The organism is Fontimonas sp. FW305-C-3 (assembly GCF_058783185.1).
This window is the reverse complement of sequence record NZ_JBYSYK010000001.1, coordinates 530,923-547,399: the sequence shown is the minus strand read 5'-3', so window position 1 is coordinate 547,399 and position 16,477 is coordinate 530,923. Positions and strand designations below refer to the sequence as shown.

Sequence of the window (16,477 nt, the reverse complement as noted above, 5' to 3'; positions counted from 1 at the left end):
GGTGAATTGCAGCGTTGCCGAGAAAGTCCCCGCCTTCCTGGCTAGGCCACGCGTGAGCGGGCCGCGGACATTTCGATGACCTCGGCCCGGTCAGCGTCAAAGTCGCCGCTGAGGTATTCCGGGCTGAAATCGTCCGTCAGGATAACGTCGTAACGGACTTTGTCATAGGCCTCGGCGTCGTCGGCCTCGTTACGGGTCATCAATTTGCGGGTCACGGCATCGCGCAGGCGCTCGGTGACGGTGTCGCCGGCCAGCTCGCCCTTGTTGGCCAGCTTGTAGAACTTGAGGAACGCCGCTTCACTGTCCGCCGCGACCGCCCAGGCGTGTTCCATGCGCCCGATCGGGTCGTGGATGCCGCCGTTCTTGAACACCAGCCAGGACAGGCGTTCGCGCACATCGGTCTGCTCCAGCAGCAGGTCGGCAATCCGCGCGTTGTCGCGATCACTGACGGGCGCGACGCGATTGCCGAGCGGGAAGACGACCAGCCGCATGACCCAGCGCGCCCAGGCGACCGGAAAGTTCGAGATAAAGCCTTCGAAGGCATTGGCGATCTCGTAACGGGCGTGATCCAGCGCCCAGCGCGCATGCGCCAGTTCGGCCTCGCTCTTAGGGCCTTCCAGATAGAACTTGGCGACGCAGGAGCTGATGTACAGCTGCGACAGCACGTCGCCGAGGCGCGCCGACAGGCGTTCCATGAACTTCAGCTTGCCGCCGAGCACACCCATCGTCAGGTCGGCGCAGAACGCCAGCGCCGCTGAGTAACGCTCCAGATTGCGGAAGTACGGCGCCAGTTCGCCGGCAACTGGCGACGGCGCGAAACGCGCGCCGGTCAGGCCCATCGTGAACGCCCGTACCGCGCGATTGATCGAAAAACCGATGTGGCCGAACAGCAGCTTGTCGAAGGCCTTCAGATCGTTCTCGCGCGCGGCTTCCATTTCGGGAAACACATACTCGTGGCAACGGATCGCGCCCTGGCCGAAGATCATCAGATTGCGGGTCAGGATGTTGGCGCCTTCGACGGTGATCGCCACCGGCGTCGACTTGTAGGCGGTCGCCATGAAATTGCGCGGCCCCTGCTGGATCGCCTTGCCGGCCATGATGTCCATGCCGTCGCTGACGATCTTCCGCATCAGCTCGGTCATGTGGTACTTGGCGATCGCGGTGACGACCGATGGCGCGCAATGGTCGACCGCCGAGGCGGTCATGATGCGCATCGCCTCCAGCGTGTAGGCATAGCCGGCGATGCGGCCGCTGGCTTCCTGCACGCCTTCGAACTTGCCGATCGAGACCTTGAACTGGCGGCGGAAGCGGCTGTAGACGCCGGTCATGCGGTAGGCCGTCTGGCCGGCCGCGGTCGCCAGCGCCGGCAGCGAGATGCCGCGCCCCGCCGACAGGCACTCGACGAGCATGCGCCAACCCTTGCCGGCCATCGCCGGGCCGCCAATGATCCAGTCGGCCGGGATGAACACCTCGCGACCGTGGATCGTGCCGTTCATGAAGGCGGCGCCCGGATAGTGGCGGCGGCCGATCTGCACACCCGGATGCTTGGCCGGCACCAGCGCGCAGGTGATGCCGTAATCGGATTTGCTCTTGTCGCCGAGCAGGCCGTCCGGATCGCGCAGCTTGAACGCGAGGCCGACGACCGTCGCGACCGGCGCCAGCGTGATGTAGCGCTTGGAGAACGTCAGCTTGATGCCGAGCACCTTCTTGCCGTTGTGCTCGCCGTAGCAGACGACGCCGAGGTCCGGCATCGCCGTCGCGTCCGAACCGACCTCCGGCCCGGTCAGGCCGAAGCAGGGAATCTCCTTGCCGGACACCAATCCCGGCAGCCACTGATCCTTCTGCGCCTTGGTGCCGTAGTGCATCAGCAGCTCGCCAGGGCCGAGCGAGTTCGGCACCATGACGGTGACCGCCATCGCGATCGACTTGCTCGCCAGCTTGGTGACGACCGCCGACTGCGCGTTGGCCGAAAAACCAAGGCCGCCGTATTCCTTCTTGATCAGCATCGCGAGGAACTTGTTCTCGCGAATATACGACCAGACCTCCTCGGGCAGATCCTTGTGCTCGAACTCGATGCGCCAGTCGTCGCACATCTTGCACAGCGTCTCGCACTCGTTGTCGAGGAAGGCCTGCTCCTCCGGCGTCAGCGCGGTGTACTTGAAGTCGAGCAGCTGCTGCCAGTCCGGCCGGCCGCGGAACAGCTCGGCCTCCCACCAGGTATCGCCGGCTTCCAGCGCCTCGCGCTCGGTCGACGACATTTCCGGCAGCACTTTCTTGAACACGCTGAAGATCGGCGCGGTGAGCATCGCGCGCCGCAGCGGACGCAGATTCAGCAGCAGCGCCAGCACAGCGAAGAGGCCGCCGGCAATCGCAAAGACCGTCATGCCGATCAGGCCTGCGACTTTCAGTGCGATGAGCAGGCCGGCGCCAGCGGCGGTCCAGACCAGCAGCGGTGCGCCGACATAAGCCAGCGCCCAGGCCAGAAGCAGTGCGGCCAGGATGATACTTACGGTAAACATGCAGCTCTCCTACGCAGCGGGCTGTAGGACCAGTCTAGTCCTGTGATCGTCATCTGCAAGGCAGCACTGCCGCGCGTTGATGGCGCGCCGGCCAAAATCGCGGGCTGAAAACTGCAGACGTCGGGACTATTTGATCGCGTCGGCCCACTGTGTGAAGCGACGCATGAACGCCAACTGATCGGCGTCTTCCTCGATCAGCTTGCTGACCGGTTTGCCGGCGCCGTGACCGGCTTTGACGTCGATGCGGATCAGCACCGGCGCATCGCCCGCTTGCGCCGCCTGCAAGGCCGCGGCGAACTTGAACGAATGGCCGGGAACGACACGATCGTCGTGATCGGCCGTCGTGATCAGCGTCGCCGGATACTTCGCGCCTTTGCGCACGTTGTGCACCGGCGAATACGGATAGAGATAGGCGAAACCTTCCTTCGTGTCCGAGGTGCCGTAGTCGCCGGCCCAGGCCCAGCCGATCGTGAACTTGTGATAGCGCAGCATGTCCATCACGCCCACCGCCGGCAGCGCCGCCGCGAACAGTCCCGGATGCTGCAGCAGCGTCGCACCGACCAGCAGGCCGCCGTTGGAACGACCACTGATCCCAAGCTGGCTGCTGCGCGTCCAGCCATTGCTGATCAGATATCTGCCGGCAGCGGCAAAGTCATCGAAGACGTTCTGCTTGCGTGCCAGCGTGCCGGCTTCATGCCAGGCGCGGCCGTACTCGCCGCCGCCGCGCAGATTGGCCTGCGCGAACACGCCGCCCATTTCCATCCAGACCAGATTGGCAACCTTGAATGCCGGCGTCAGGGAAATCTCGAAACCGCCGTAGCCGTACAGGTGCGTGGGATTGTTGTTGTCGCGCTTGAGGCCTTTCTTGTAGCTGATGAACATCGGAATCCGGGTGCCGTCCTTCGACGGATAGAACACCTGCTCCGTCACGTAGTCGTCCGGATTGAATGCCAGCTTGAGCGGCTGCATCGCTGCGGATTCGCCCGTCTTCAGGTCGACGCGATAGTTGGCCTGCGGCTGCGCGAACGACGTGAACCCGTAGAACAGCTCGTCGTCGCCGGGATTCGCGCTGAGCTGCAGACCGCCGAGGCTCAGGTCCGGGATGCTGCCGATGCCCGGCAGGGCGATCTCGCCTCGCGGCTTGCCGTCGAGGTCGAAGCGCAGCAGGCGCGAGGTCGCGTCGTGCATGTACAGCGCGACGATGCCGTCGCCGGCAAACTGCGCCGACTGCAGCGTGTCGGCCTGCTCGGCGACGATGGTCTGCCAGTGCTCGCGCTGCGGCTTGTTCACATCGATCGCGATGATCCGGCCGCGCTCGACGCCCAGGGTCGTGCGGAAGTACAGGCGGCTGCCGCGCGAACCGATCAGGTCGTACTCGGCCTCGAACGCTTCGACCAGCACGCTGACCGGTGCATCGAGTTTCGGCGCCTGCGGATCGCCGAGATCCTTGAGGACGACGCGGTACTCGTTGGCCGAGCCCTTCCAGATCAGGATCACCAGATAGCGGCCATCGTCGCTGAGCTGGGCCTGGAAACCCCATTGCGGCTGGTCCGGCGTCTCGTAGACCAGCACGTCCTGATCCTGCGATGTGCCGACGCGGTGGTAGTACAGCTTCTGGTTGGCCAGATCGTCGAACGTGCCGCCGGCCTGCCCCGGCGGCGGCGCCGGATATCGCGAATACAGGAAGCCCTTGCTGTCTTCGGTCCAGGTGATGCCGGAAAACTTGATCCGGCCGAGCACCTCGGCGCTGTCCTTGGCATCGGCAACCTGCCGGATGCGGAATTCAGTCCAGTCGGAACCCGCAGCCGCGGTCGCATAGGCCAGCCAGCGCCCGTCCAGCGAGGCCTTGTACTGGGTCAGCGCGACGGTGCCGTCGGCGGCCAGCAGGTTGGGGTCGAGCAGCAGCCGCGGCTTGGCGCCGGCAGCGTCCTCGACCCACAGCGCCGACTGGTTCTGGCTGCCGTCGTTCTTCAAGTAGAAATAGCGCCCGGCGGTTTTCTCGACCAACCCGTAGCGTTCAAAATTCCACAATTGACTCAAACGCTTGCGGATCTTCTCGCGCTCAGGCAAGGCAGCCAGCAGCGGCAGGCTGACGGCGTTCTGCGCCTCCACCCAGGCGGCGGTTCGCGCCGAGTCGCTGTCTTCGAGCCAACGATAGGGATCGGCGACCTTGGTCCCGAAATAGTCGTCGACGACAGGGCCGCGCGGCGACTTGGGATATTCAACGGCCAGCGCGGATTGAGTCATCAGCAGCAGTCCTACTGCAAGAAATGCAATCTTGTTCACGCGAAACCCGTCCTTGATCAGGGAGTGCCGGGCGCAGTACAGTGCTCAGCCGGGAACTAATAAGTTAAGTGGAATCAGCGGTATTTCGAATAATCCTACGGTGAGGACGGCAGGCCGCCCCAGCATCGTACAGATCGCCACTAGAGTTGGAAGAGGGAAACCCCATGAGCAGGTTTGGAACGTCGGTAGCCGCAGCACTGTTGGCCTTCGCCGCTACTTCGGCACAAGCTGACGATGCGCCCCCGAATTACGTCAGCATCATGGGCAGCTACGTCTTTGCCGACAGCGTGCGCGGCACCGACGACGGTCCGGGCTACCACGTGATCTACGGCAGCCCGATGACCAAGCATTTCGGGCTTGAGTTGAATGCACTGTTCCACGAGTCGGATATCGAGAACAGCAACGATACCAACTACACCTGGGCCGGCGGCCTCGACCTGCGTTATCTGGCCGGCGCGCCGAGCTTCGGCGCCTTCGTGCTCGGCGGTATCGGCACGATGTGGGAAGACTTCGTCGGCGAGGAAGAGATTTCCCCTTACGCAAACATCGGCATCGGCGTGCAGATGGGCAGTGACCGCATCCAGATGCGCGCCGAAGGCCGCTACTACGCGATCTTCAACGACGACGTCTATCCGGACGACAGCGTCGTCTATGACACGCGCGTCAATCTCGGTCTGAACTTCGCCTTCGGCGACGATGAGCCGCTGGTCGGCGACAGCGATGGCGACGGCGTGCCGGATGATCGCGACGCCTGTCCGAACACCCCGTACGGCGTGGTCGTCGATCCGACCGGCTGCCCGATCGTTGCGCCGGTGGGCGACTCCGATGGCGACGGCGTGCCCGACAATGTCGATCGCTGCCCCGGCACGCCGCTCGGCACCGTGGTCGATGCGACCGGTTGCCCGATCGACGAAGACGGCGACGGCGTGCCGAACCATCTCGACAAGTGCCCGCGTACGCCGCCGGGCTTCAAGGTCGACGCCAACGGCTGCGTCGTCGAGGAACAGACGGTCATCGTGCTCAAGTCGGTGCACTTCGCATTCGACTCGTCCGACCTGACCAGTGAGGCCAAGGTGCTACTCAGCCGCGTCATCGAAGGCCTGCGCAATCAGGAAAGCCTGCGCCTGGCCATCGCCGGCCATACCGACTCGCTCGGCACCGAGGCCTACAACCAGGCGCTGTCGATGCGCCGCGCCGACTCGGTCCGCGCCTATCTGATCAGCCAGGGCATCCATCCGTCGCGCCTGCTGTCGGAGGGCTTCGGCGAGCTCAAGCCGATCGCCGACAACGAAAGCGAAGAAGGCCGTGCGACCAACCGTCGCGTCGAGTTCCGCGTCTTGAAGAACTAAGCCGCTGCAAAGCGAAAGCCCCCGGCGACGTCAGTCTCCGGGGGCTTTTTTGTTGCTGCCGGACAGAGCGGCGACTACAGCATCAGCTTGTCCTTGATCGGCTGCAGTTGCTGCAGGGCATGGCGGTAGCCGCGCTCGACGATGTCGTCGATCTTTTTCCAGTCGAACAGCGCAACCCCGTCGACCGGCATGCGCAGGTAGGCATCGGCGCGCGCCGCGCGCGCCGCGGTGCCGCTTTCGCTGGTCAGCGTCGCGGTGCGGAAGATGATCGACAGCAGGCGCGGCCGGTCGACGACGGCGCGCAGGCGGAACAGCCCCTCGGGATCGGGGCCGTCGATGCCCGGCGCCGCGATGCCGCCGGCGGTACTGACATCGGAGGCGATGATCAGTCCGCGGTCGAGGCCCTGCATGATGTCGGTCGGCAGATTGTTGATGACGCCGCCGTCGCACAGCAGATCGCCCTGATAGACCACCGGCGGCGCCACGCCAGGCACCGCCATGCTGGTCGCGACCCACAGGTACAGCGGGCCGCGATCGTGGATCATCGGACGCCCGCGCGTCAGGTTGGTCGAGACGCAGAAGAACGGCTTGCGCAGATCCTCGATGCGGCGATCCTCGAAGATCACCTGCAGGCGATTGACGAACTTGCGGCCGCGGATCAGCGCCACCGTCGGGAAGATGTAGTCGTTGAGCAGGTTGCGATTGACGAAGGTCTCGCGCGCGATGTGCAGCATCTCGTTGTGGTCGTAGCCGCAGGCGATCAGTGCCGAGAAAAACGCACCCATGCTCGACCCGCCGACGATATCGACCGGAATCCCCAGCTCCTGGAGCGCCCGCATCAAACCGATGTGCGCGAAACCGCGCGCGCCGCCGCCGCCGAGCACGAGGCCGACGCCGCGCCCGGTGAGCTGGCGCGCCATGCTGACGAAATCATCGGTCTGATGACGCCGCACGAAGTAATGCGCGCGTGCGGAAACGTGATCGCGCCACGATGACAGCGCTCCGCAGCCCTCGCCTTCGGGGCGGATCATCACCAGATCCACCGGCGCCCGGGCACCGCAGGTGCGCAGTTCGTCGACCACCGGCCCGGCGATCGGCGAGGTCGTTGCATCGATGACGACGAGAATGCGATCCGCCTGGCGCATGCAGCGGCGCATCCAGGAATCGCAATCGGCGCCGGCAACGTAGATCAGGTACTTCTGTTCGACCTCGACGCGGTTGAGGTACTCGAGCACGCGCCGGTTCGCATCGCTGTCGTCGAGCCGCGTCTGCGCCGCACCCGGCCCAAGAGCCGCGTCGACGGCGGCGGCGTCGAGCACTGCCGGCGAGCAATACGAAGCGAGGGAATTGCGCAGTTGCTGCGCGACCATTTCCGCGTCGACGCCGGGGCTGCCGGGAATCACCGCGAAGCAGCGCACCTGGCGCTGGTGCTCGAGCCGCTGCGCGCGCTGGTTCTTGCGCAGGCGCTGGATGATGACGTGGGTCATCTGCAGCAGGGCCTGCGGATGCTGGCCGATGACGCGATGCAGATGACTGCTGGGCAGGCGCACCAGAAGGCTGTCGCGAACTGCGTGGACCGAGGCCGTCGCCGTCTCGCTCGACAGCGCGCTGACTTCGCCGATCGGCTCGAGCCGCGCGATCATGCCGGCCACCGTGCCGTCGGCAAGCACCGCGCAGAGGCGGCCCGCCGCGACGATGTAGAGGTGATCGAGCACAGCGCCGCGCTCGATCAGCGTCGTGCCGCTCGGCACTTCGATCATCACGGCCTGTTCGGCCAATGCCTCGAGCGCGAGCGGATCGAGGCGCGCGAACAACGGACAGTCAGCGAGGATTTCGCGAGGTGTCATGGCGTCATTTCAGTCTATAGCCCCCGGATACCGCCAGATGTGAGCAACTCCCCAGTCCAGCGGTGCTCATGTCGGCGCTGCAACCTACGCACTTTATACTTCGACTTGTTCCCACGCTGCCTGCTGGAGTCTGTCATGTCCCCTTTGCGTACCGGCCTGCTCGGTCCGTTGCTGCTGGCCGTTGTCGCCCTCGCGGCCTGCGCCAGCACACCGCTGGCCTTCCCGACCGCCGAAGCCGAAGACCTCGCCGACCGCAGCATCGCCCAGATCTTGAACGGCGGCGCCATGGCGGCGCCGCCGCAGGCCCTGGAACCCCCGCTGCTGGACGCGGCTTCGCTGGAGGTCAACCGGTTGAAGACCCAGATGGCGCGCCGGCAGGGCGATCTCGGGCCCTTGTTCGACAACGGCGCCGTCGGCCTGACGGCCGATGGCTATGTCGAGGTGCGCGACGCCGCACAGCTGCCGGAAGAAGCGCGCAATACCGTGCGGACGGTGGTTGCCAACGAGAACGCCGATCGTGCCGCGCTGTATCGCGAGATCGCCAGCGCCAACCAGCAGAAGGCCTGGACCGGCGAGATCCGCGACGCCTTCGCCAACCGCTGGATCGCCCAGGCTCGCAGCGGCTGGTGGTATCAGGATGCCAACGGCGGCTGGAAGCAGAAGTGAGCCCCTGAAAAGGTTTGGGGCACAAAAAAGGCAGCGCCATGGCGCTGCCTTTTTGTTTGACAGAGACGCTTAGCCCGCGACAGCCGGCACCTCGGCGTTGGCATCCCAACCGCAGCTCTGGCCTTCGTTCTGCTTGGCCAGATACTCCATCAGCGGCTTGAAGTACTCGATCAGCGCCGAGCCGTCCATCTGCTTGGTGCCGGTCAGCTTCTCCAGCGTTTCCGGCCACGGCCGGCTGGCGCCCTGGGCGAGCATTTCCATGAAGCGCTTGCCGGCTTCCTTGTTGCCGTAGATGTCGCACTCGTGCAGCGGGCCTTCGAAGCCGGCGGCGTCGCACAGTGCCTTCTGGAACTGGAACTGCAGCACGAACGCGAGGAAGTAGCGCGTGTACGGCGTGTTGCCCGGGATGTGGTACTTGGCGCCCGGATCGAAATCGTCGGCGGCGCGCGCCATCGGCGGCGACACGCCCTGGTACTGCTCGCGCAGTTTCCACCAGCCGGCGTTGTATTCCTCGGGCTTGATCTCGCCGCTGAAGACCTTCCAGCGCCACTGATCGACCAGCTTGCCCCAGGGCAGGAAGGTGATCTTGTCGAGCGCCAGCTTCATCTGCGAATTGATGGTGGCCTTCTCGTCGACCTTTTGCGCCGGCACCAGGCCGATCTTGTGCAGATGCTCGGGCGTCAGCGACAGCGTGATGGTGTCGCCGATCGCCTCGTGGAAACCGTCGTGCGCGGCGTTCTGGAACATCGGCGGCAACGGGTTGTACATCAGGTCGTAGAAGATGTGGCCGAGCTCGTGATGGATCGTCGTCAGCTCATCCTCGTTCGGCTCGATGCACTGCTTGATGCGCACATCGCCCTGCATGTTCATGTCCCAGGCGCTGGCGTGGCAGACCACATCGCGGTCGCGCGGCTTGACCAGCATCGACTTGGCGTAGAACGACTCCGGCAGCGCCGGGAAGCCGATCGAGGTGTAGAAGTCCTCGGCAACCTTGGTCATGCGCGTCGCCATTGCCGCATCGGCCTTGTGCTCCATCTCGGCCAGATCCAGCGTCGTCGGCTTGCCCTTGAACTCGGCGACCAGCTTCTTGTACTCGCCGTCGCGCTGCGCCTTGAGCGCGGAGGTCACGTCGAGCGAACCGACGCCCGGATACGGCTCGACCAGCGGATAGATGTTGCTCCACTGCTGGGCCCACATGTTGCCGAGCAGGTGCGCCGGGATCATGCCGTTCTTCGGCACGACGGCATCGCCGTACTTTGCATTCAGCTTGCCGCGCACGGTGCAATGCAGCGCTTCATACAGCGGCGACACCTGCTTCCACAGGCGCTCGACCTCGGCGTCGAAATCCGCCGGCGACATGTCGTAGCCGGCACGCCACATCTCGCCCAGGTTCGCGAAGCCCAGCTCCTTGGCGCCGGCGTTGGTCAGTTCGGCAAAGCGCTGGTAGTCGGCGCGGATCGGCTTGGCCGTCGCGTGCCAGCCGGCCCAGGCCTCGGCGCGCGCCTGCGGGCTGGCGGTCTGGTCGTTGACGATCTTCTCGATGTCGCCAAGGCTCAGGCACTCGCCATCGGTTTTGCACCATTTGCCGGAGCCGTAGTTGGCTTCCATCTTCGACAGGATCTTGGCCAGCTCGGTGCGCGCCTCGGCATTGCCCGGCGCCGGATTGGCGGTCGACAGCTTCAGCAGCAGCAGGCCGCGCTCGGTTTCATCCGACGCATCGACCGCGTTGAAGCGCTTGGACTCCTCGACCTTCTTGCTGAGGTATTCCAGCCATTCCTCGTTGGCCTTCGACGCGATCATCTGCGTGTCGTCGGTGATGTAGGTCGCCTGCGCCCATTGCGCGGAGTTGAGATACGGCAGCAGACGCCGCAGGTCGGCATTGACGCTGGCCATGAAGGCATCGGCGTCGGCCGCGCTGGCGCCGGCGGCGGTCGCCGCGGCCTTGCCGTCGGCAGCGGCGGTCTCTTCCTTCTTGCCGCAGCCGGCGAGTGCAAGCAGCAATGCGGCGGCGGCAACGCCGCCCAGTTTCTTCTTGTTCATCAGCCTCTCCATTCGTTGTCCCTTGCGCAGCGTGTCAGCGCACGCCGCCCATCAGTTTCTTGATCGGTTTTGCCGCGATCAGCAATACGACACCCAGCGTACCGGCCAGGAAGAAGATCATCATGAAGCGATCCGGCGCGTGGGCGATATCTTCCGCGCCGAGGTGGCCGGCGATCAGGCCGGACAGCAGATTGCCGAGCGCGGTACCGGCGAACCAGGTACCCATCATCTGGCTCGTGAAGCGCGGCGGCGCGAGCTTGGTCACCGCCGACAGACCGATCGGCGACAGGCACAGCTCGCCGAAGGTATGCAGCATGTAGGTCAGCAGCAGCCACACCGGCAGCACCTTGGTGCCTTCGCCGCCCTTGACGATGATGCTGGCGGCGAACGCGATGACGACGAAGCCGAGCGCCATCTGGATCAGGCCGAGCGCGAACTTGGTCGGAATCGACGGTTCCAGATTGCGCCGGCCGAGATTGACCCACAGCGCGGCGAACACCGGCGAGAACAGCACGACGAATATCGGGTTCAGCGACTGGTACCAGCTGGCCGGATGCTGGCCGTCGGCGAAGAAGCCGCCGAGGAAACTGCGATCGGTGAAGTCGCGCGCAAACAGGTTGAACGTCGACCCGGCGAGCTCGAAACCGAGAAAGAACGTTGCCGCGCCGAGGAACAGCACGACGATGACGATCGTGCGCTTGAACTCCTCGGCGTTGAGCTTGCCGAAGATGAACACGTAGCCGAAGAAGTAGACGGCGATCGCCACCATCGCCATGCCGGTGTACTCGCCGAGCGCCACCGGATTGAGCGGAATCCAGCCCTGCAGCGCGGCGCCGACAGCGGCAATCAGGATCGCACCGCCAACCACGAGCATCAGCTTCGCACGCGAGCGCTCGGCCGGATCGGTGGTGGCCGGCGCGGCGGATTCCGCCGGCAACGTGTCGCGCCAGACCCAGAACTGGATCAGGCCCAGCACCATCAGCAGGCCGGCGAGGATGAAGCCCGCCTGCCACGACACCTTCTCGCCGATCGTGCCGACCAGCAGCGGCGCCGCCATGCCGCCGATGTTGATGCCCATGTAGAAAATCAGGAAGCCAGCGTCGCGCTCGCCGCTGGGACGGTGCTTGTACAGCTGGCCGACCATCGCGCTGATGTTGGGCTTGAGCAGGCCGACGCCGAGGACGATGACGACCAGACCGAGGAAGAACACCGTCGTGTTGCCGCCGGCAAGCATGATGTTGCCGAGCGTGATGATCGCGCCGCCGAGCAGCACCGCGTTGCGCTGGCCGATCAAGCGATCGGCGATCCAGCCGCCCGGCAGCGCAAACAGATAGACGCAGCCCAGATACAGGCCATAGATCGCCGTCGCGTCCTTGTCGTTGATGCCGAGGCCGCCATCCGCCACCGCCGCCGTCATGAACAGCACCAGCAGGGCGCGCATGCCGTAGAACGTGAAGCGCTCCCACATCTCGGTGAAGAACAGCGTGGCCAAGCCGCGCGGATGGCCAAACCAGGTCTTTTCGCTCATCGACTCTTGTCCCCTCGTGAATGCGGCACTATGCCCGCCCGCTGCTGCAAGCTGCATGGGTGGATACCCCCATGCCCCGGCCCCGCTAGAACAGCTGTACGGCCAGCGCCCATACACCGTACAGGGCCAGCCCGAGGATGCCCAGCATCACCGCCGCCGTACCCCAGCTGCGCCGTGGTGGTGCGGCCGGCGAACCCGCCGGCGGGCTCAGCTGATCCAGATACTCAGCGAGCAGGCGCGCATTGCGGCGGTTGGCCTTGAACGCGACGTCGGCGATGTCGCCGACGACCGGCACGAAGCCGATCAGCGCATCGAGCACGATGTTGCCGGCCATCCGGCCCAGCACCGAGGCTGGTGCGCCGACACGGGCGCCCTCGAGCAGGAACCAGCCGCCGACCCCGAAGCCGACCACGTCGCCCAGGACCGGCACCAGGCCGATCAGCGCATCGAGGCCGAAGCTGAAGCGGGTGCCCGGAATTCGCACGGCCGAATCGAGCAGGCGCGACAGTTTGTCGGTGCGCTGCCTGACCTCGGCGGCGGTCCGGCGCGCATCGTCGCTGGGGGTGGATGGACCTGACGGCATGCTGGCGAATCTCCTGCCCAATGTGCTGAGTTACACTTTTGTCATTGGATCAGATCAGGATGGGGGCTGCAGCGGGCCGCGGTCGCGGCCGCAGTCCTGGCTCTGGCCCTTGTCGATCATGCAACCGCGCCCGCGCGCGGCGAGATGTGTCCTGGAATCTTATGCGCGCCTTTCTGAATCGGATCCTGTACGAACTGGTCTGGTGGATGTTCCGACCGTTCAATCGGTTGATCCGCTATAGCTGCGCGCCGCATCCGCTGGTCGATGGCCTCAAGCTCGATCCCACCCGCCCGATCGTGTACGTGCTTGCCGCGCGGTCCTGGGTCGATTTCTTCGTGCTCGACCGGATTTGCAAGGACCTCGGGCTGCCGGCGCCGAATCGCACTGGCTCCAACTTTCCGACCCCGGATCGCGCCGGCGTCGTCTACATGCCGGCGCTGCTCGAGGCGCGCGCTCACAACACCGAGCTGCTGCAGCTGATCGAAACCGGCGTGGCAACGCAGTCCTTCGACGCGCAGATCGTGCCGGTGTCGATCTTCTGGGGCCGCAACCCGGGCTCGGAGACCAGCTGGTTCAAGCTGATCTTCGCCGACAGCGTGCAGGCCGGTCGCATCCGCAAGTTCTTCATCATGCTCGCGCAGAGCCAGAACGTCTTCGCCAACTTCGGCCTGCCGCTGGGCTTCCGCGAGGCGATGGACAAGGGGCCGAACACCAGCACGGCGATCCGCAAGCTGATTCGCGCCCTGCATTTCCACTTCCTGCGCGCACGCACCGCGGTGCTCGGACCGACGCTGCTGCGGCGCAACGTCGTTATCAACGCACTGCTCTCCGCCCCCGTCGTGCAGGCCGCCGTCGAGAAGGAAGCCGCGACGCCGGGCAGCAAGTCGGCCAGCGTCGACAGCGCGCGCGCCTACGCGCGCAAATGCGCCGAGGAAATCGCCGCCGACTATTCGAATGCGAGCATCCGCTTCGTCGAGCGCCTGCTCAGCGTCTTCGTCTTCAAGCGCGTGTTCACCGGCATCGACGTGCGCGGCCTCGAGCGCGTCCGCCAGTGGGCGCAGAACTACGAAATCGTCTACATGCCGGCGCACCGCTCGCATGCCGACTACCTGCTGCTGTCGTACTCGCTGTACCGCTCGGGCTTGGTGCCGCCGCATATCGCCGCCGGCGTCAATCTGAACTTCTGGCCGGTCGGCGGGCTGCTGCGCCGCTGCGGCGCGTTCTACATGCGGCGCAGCTTCTCGGGCGATCGCATCTACACCGCGGTGTTCCGTGCCTACGTCGAATCGCTGATCCAGCGCGGTTACGCGATCGAGTTCTTCCCCGAAGGCGGCCGCAGCCGCACCGGTCGCCTGCTCGCGCCGAAGACCGGCCTGCTGTCGATGGTGATCCAGGCGGGACTCAAGCAGCGCACCCGCAAGGTGCTGCTGGTGCCGGTCTACGTCGGCTACGACCGCTGCTGGGAAGTCGGCAGCTACGCCAAGGAACTGCGCGGCGCGAAGAAGGAGAAGGAATCGGCCGAGGGCCTGCTCAAGGCCGGCAAGATTCTGAACAAATCTTACGGCAAGGCCTACATCAATTTCGGCGAACCGATCGTGCTGCAGGACTACGCGGACCAGCAGATGCCGGGCTGGCGCGATCACTTCACCGGCGCCGGCGATACGACACCGGAAAACTACAAGCGCTTCGTCGCCGATCTGGCGCTGGAAAATTCACGCCGCATCAACGAAGCCGCGATCGCCAATCCGACCGGCCTGGCCGCGATCGCGATGCTGTCGGCGCCGGAACGCGTGGTCTCGCACGACGAACTGGTCGAGCAGATCGGCCATCTGGTCTGGCTGCTCAAGGGCAATGCCTACAACGAGCACCAGTACATCCCGGAAGTCTCGCCGCGCAGCATCCTCGAATTCAGCGCACCGATCGCGCGCATCCGCCGCATGCCGCACGAATGGGGCGATCTGTACGGCGTCAGCTCGCGCGACGCGGTTGCGCTGACCTACAACCGCAACAACATCCAGCATCTGTTCGCGGTGCCGTCGGTGATCGCCAACCTGTTCCGCACGCGCCTGCTGCTCAGCGACGAAGCGCTGGTCACCGGCGTGCGCGCGCTGTATCCGTTCCTGCGCACCGAGTACTTCCTGCGCTGGAACGCGGAGGACACCGAACGTGTCACCCGGCGCTGGATCGACGTGATGCTGCAACTCGGCCTGCTGAGCCGCGAGGGCGACCGCCTCAAGCGTCCGGACGCCGGCCAGGCCGCCTATTCGACGCTGGCGATGCTCGGCCGCGTGCTTGGCGAAACGCTGGAGCGCTACTGCATGACCGCGCTGCTGCTCGCCGACGAACGCCGCAATGCGGTCAATCTCAACCGTGAGCGCTTCGAGAACGACTGCCGCCTGCTCGCCGAACGCATGGCGATCCTGACCGGCCGCGACGCGCCGGAGTTCTTCGACAAGACCCTGTTCCGCGGCTACCTGAACACGCTGATCGAGATGGGCCTGGTCACGGTCGACGGCGAGCAGAGCCTGATTGTCGATGCGCGCATCGAAAGGATTGCCGAACGCTCGCAGGAACTGCTGTCGGACGAGTCGCGGCAGATGCTGCTGCAGCTGCTGTCGCGGCGGAAATCGGCCGAAGCAGCCGGCGCCGCAGCAATCTCCGGACCCGGACAGACCGCGGAACGCGGCGATGGTTCAAGACCGTCCTGAGTCTGCAAAAAGCCTGTAAAACGACCGCTGCAGGCGCAATTGCGCAGGCTATAATCGCCGCGCCGGGGCGCTCCAAGCCCCTTTATTCGTTATTCCCCGGGGAAGCATGAACAAGACCTTTCGTTTCACTGCAATCGCACTGGCTGCCGCCATGCTTGCAGCCTGCCAGCCGAAGCAGGATGACGCCGCCAGCGCCAACGCCGCGCTGGAATCCGACGCGCAGAAGTTCGGCTACGCCATCGGCGTGGATCTGGGCAAGTCTCTGCAGCCGGTCAAGCAGGATGTGGATATCGCCGCGCTGAAGGCCGGCATCGACGATGCGTTCACCGACGCAACGCCGAAGCTCGACGACGCCGCTCGCGAAGCGATCAAGAACACCGTCGCGCAGAAGATGCAGGAGCGCCAGAAGGCCGAGCGTGAAGCTCAGTCCGCCAAGGCCAAGGAAGCTGGCGACAAGTTCCTTGCCGAGAACGGCGCCAAGGCCGGCGTGAAGACCACCGCATCGGGCCTGCAGTACGAAGTGCTGACCGAAGGCAAGGGCGATCACCCGACCGCCGAAAGCCGCGTCACCGTGCACTACAAGGGCACGCTGATCAACGGTGAAGAGTTCGACAGCTCCTACTCGCGCGGCCAGCCGGTCACCTTCCCGCTCGCCAACGTGATTCCGGGTTGGACCGAAGGCGTGCAGCTGATGACGCCGGGCTCGAAGTACAAGTTCACGATTCCGGCCGCTCTTGCCTACGGCGAGCGTGGCGCCGGCGTGAAGATCGGCCCGAACGAAACGCTGATCTTCGAAGTCGAGCTGATCTCGATCGAGAAGGACGAAGCCAAGAAGTAAGCCTTCGCCGCAAGGCAAGGTGCAAGGCGACCGGCTCAGGCCGGTCGCCTTTTTTGTGGCCGATCGGCTGGCTCCGGTCTCTCGATACGCCGCCCACAAAAAAAGGGGCGCCC

The 16,477-nt window shown here is 65.2% G+C and carries 10 protein-coding genes; 4 read left to right on the top strand and 6 right to left on the bottom strand.

The genetic code is table 11. The features are described from left to right. Window positions 1-41 precede the first annotated feature (41 nt). Complete coding sequence (locus AC3WUF_RS02480) at window positions 42-2,519, bottom strand: acyl-CoA dehydrogenase (RefSeq protein WP_492422073.1); 2,478 nt, start codon at window positions 2,517-2,519, stop codon at window positions 42-44. A gap of 126 nt (window positions 2,520-2,645) precedes the next feature. Then, a complete protein-coding gene (locus AC3WUF_RS02475; protein ID WP_492422071.1) occupies window positions 2,646-4,805 on the bottom strand; it encodes a prolyl oligopeptidase family serine peptidase in 2,160 nt (719 codons plus the stop codon). 164 nt (window positions 4,806-4,969) lie between these two features. On the opposite strand from AC3WUF_RS02475, the gene AC3WUF_RS02470 reads away from it, so the two are divergent. Further along, window positions 4,970-6,154 (top strand): OmpA family protein, encoded by a 1,185-nt coding sequence (locus AC3WUF_RS02470; protein WP_492422069.1) that lies wholly within the window; start codon window positions 4,970-4,972, stop codon window positions 6,152-6,154. Window positions 6,155-6,228: 74 nt separating this feature from the next. Here AC3WUF_RS02470 and AC3WUF_RS02465 read toward each other — a convergent pair whose 3' ends face one another. After that, window positions 6,229-8,001: a patatin-like phospholipase family protein gene (locus AC3WUF_RS02465; RefSeq protein WP_492422067.1), complete on the bottom strand. Its 1,773-nt coding sequence runs from the start codon at window positions 7,999-8,001 to the stop codon at window positions 6,229-6,231. Between the two features lie 135 nt (window positions 8,002-8,136). Here AC3WUF_RS02465 and AC3WUF_RS02460 point away from each other — a divergent pair, with 135 nt between their 5' ends. Next, window positions 8,137-8,667, top strand: a complete 531-nt coding sequence (locus AC3WUF_RS02460; RefSeq protein WP_492422065.1) for a YdbL family probable chaperone protein — start codon at window positions 8,137-8,139, stop codon at window positions 8,665-8,667. A gap of 69 nt (window positions 8,668-8,736) precedes the next feature. On the opposite strand, the gene AC3WUF_RS02455 is transcribed toward AC3WUF_RS02460, so the two are convergent. The 3 genes from AC3WUF_RS02455 to AC3WUF_RS02445 all read right to left on the bottom strand — a co-directional run bounded on the left by AC3WUF_RS02455 (window position 8,737) and on the right by AC3WUF_RS02445 (window position 12,818). Further along, complete coding sequence (locus AC3WUF_RS02455; RefSeq protein WP_492422064.1) at window positions 8,737-10,707, bottom strand: M2 family metallopeptidase; 1,971 nt, start codon at window positions 10,705-10,707, stop codon at window positions 8,737-8,739. Between the two features lie 34 nt (window positions 10,708-10,741). Next, window positions 10,742-12,235, bottom strand: a complete 1,494-nt coding sequence (locus AC3WUF_RS02450) for a peptide MFS transporter (RefSeq protein ID WP_492422062.1) — start codon at window positions 12,233-12,235, stop codon at window positions 10,742-10,744. Between the two features lie 85 nt (window positions 12,236-12,320). Further along, window positions 12,321-12,818 (bottom strand): DUF4112 domain-containing protein, encoded by a 498-nt coding sequence (locus AC3WUF_RS02445; protein ID WP_492422060.1) that lies wholly within the window; start codon window positions 12,816-12,818, stop codon window positions 12,321-12,323. A 161-nt stretch (window positions 12,819-12,979) separates the two neighbouring features. Here AC3WUF_RS02445 and plsB point away from each other — a divergent pair, with 161 nt between their 5' ends. Further along, window positions 12,980-15,526: a glycerol-3-phosphate 1-O-acyltransferase PlsB gene (gene plsB, locus AC3WUF_RS02440; RefSeq protein WP_492422058.1), complete on the top strand. Its 2,547-nt coding sequence runs from the start codon at window positions 12,980-12,982 to the stop codon at window positions 15,524-15,526. Between the two features lie 106 nt (window positions 15,527-15,632). Then, a complete protein-coding gene (locus tag AC3WUF_RS02435) occupies window positions 15,633-16,364 on the top strand; it encodes an FKBP-type peptidyl-prolyl cis-trans isomerase (protein ID WP_492422056.1) in 732 nt (243 codons plus the stop codon). The last annotated feature ends 113 nt before the right edge of the window (window positions 16,365-16,477 follow it).

What these genes read in the sequence shown, in the direction of transcription:
- AC3WUF_RS02480 (WP_492422073.1), bottom strand. Translation starts at nt 2,519, where the DNA reads ATGTTTACCGTAAGTATCATCCTGGCCGCACTGCTTCTGGCCTGGGCG.
- AC3WUF_RS02470 (WP_492422069.1), top strand. Translation starts at nt 4,970, where the DNA reads ATGAGCAGGTTTGGAACGTCGGTAGCCGCAGCACTGTTGGCCTTCGCC.
- AC3WUF_RS02465 (WP_492422067.1), bottom strand. Translation starts at nt 8,001, where the DNA reads ATGACACCTCGCGAAATCCTCGCTGACTGTCCGTTGTTCGCGCGCCTC.
- AC3WUF_RS02460 (WP_492422065.1), top strand. Translation starts at nt 8,137, where the DNA reads ATGTCCCCTTTGCGTACCGGCCTGCTCGGTCCGTTGCTGCTGGCCGTT.
- AC3WUF_RS02455 (WP_492422064.1), bottom strand. Translation starts at nt 10,707, where the DNA reads ATGAACAAGAAGAAACTGGGCGGCGTTGCCGCCGCCGCATTGCTGCTT.
- AC3WUF_RS02450 (WP_492422062.1), bottom strand. Translation starts at nt 12,235, where the DNA reads ATGAGCGAAAAGACCTGGTTTGGCCATCCGCGCGGCTTGGCCACGCTG.
- AC3WUF_RS02445 (WP_492422060.1), bottom strand. Translation starts at nt 12,818, where the DNA reads ATGCCGTCAGGTCCATCCACCCCCAGCGACGATGCGCGCCGGACCGCC.
- plsB (WP_492422058.1), top strand. Translation starts at nt 12,980, where the DNA reads ATGCGCGCCTTTCTGAATCGGATCCTGTACGAACTGGTCTGGTGGATG.
- AC3WUF_RS02435 (WP_492422056.1), top strand. Translation starts at nt 15,633, where the DNA reads ATGAACAAGACCTTTCGTTTCACTGCAATCGCACTGGCTGCCGCCATG.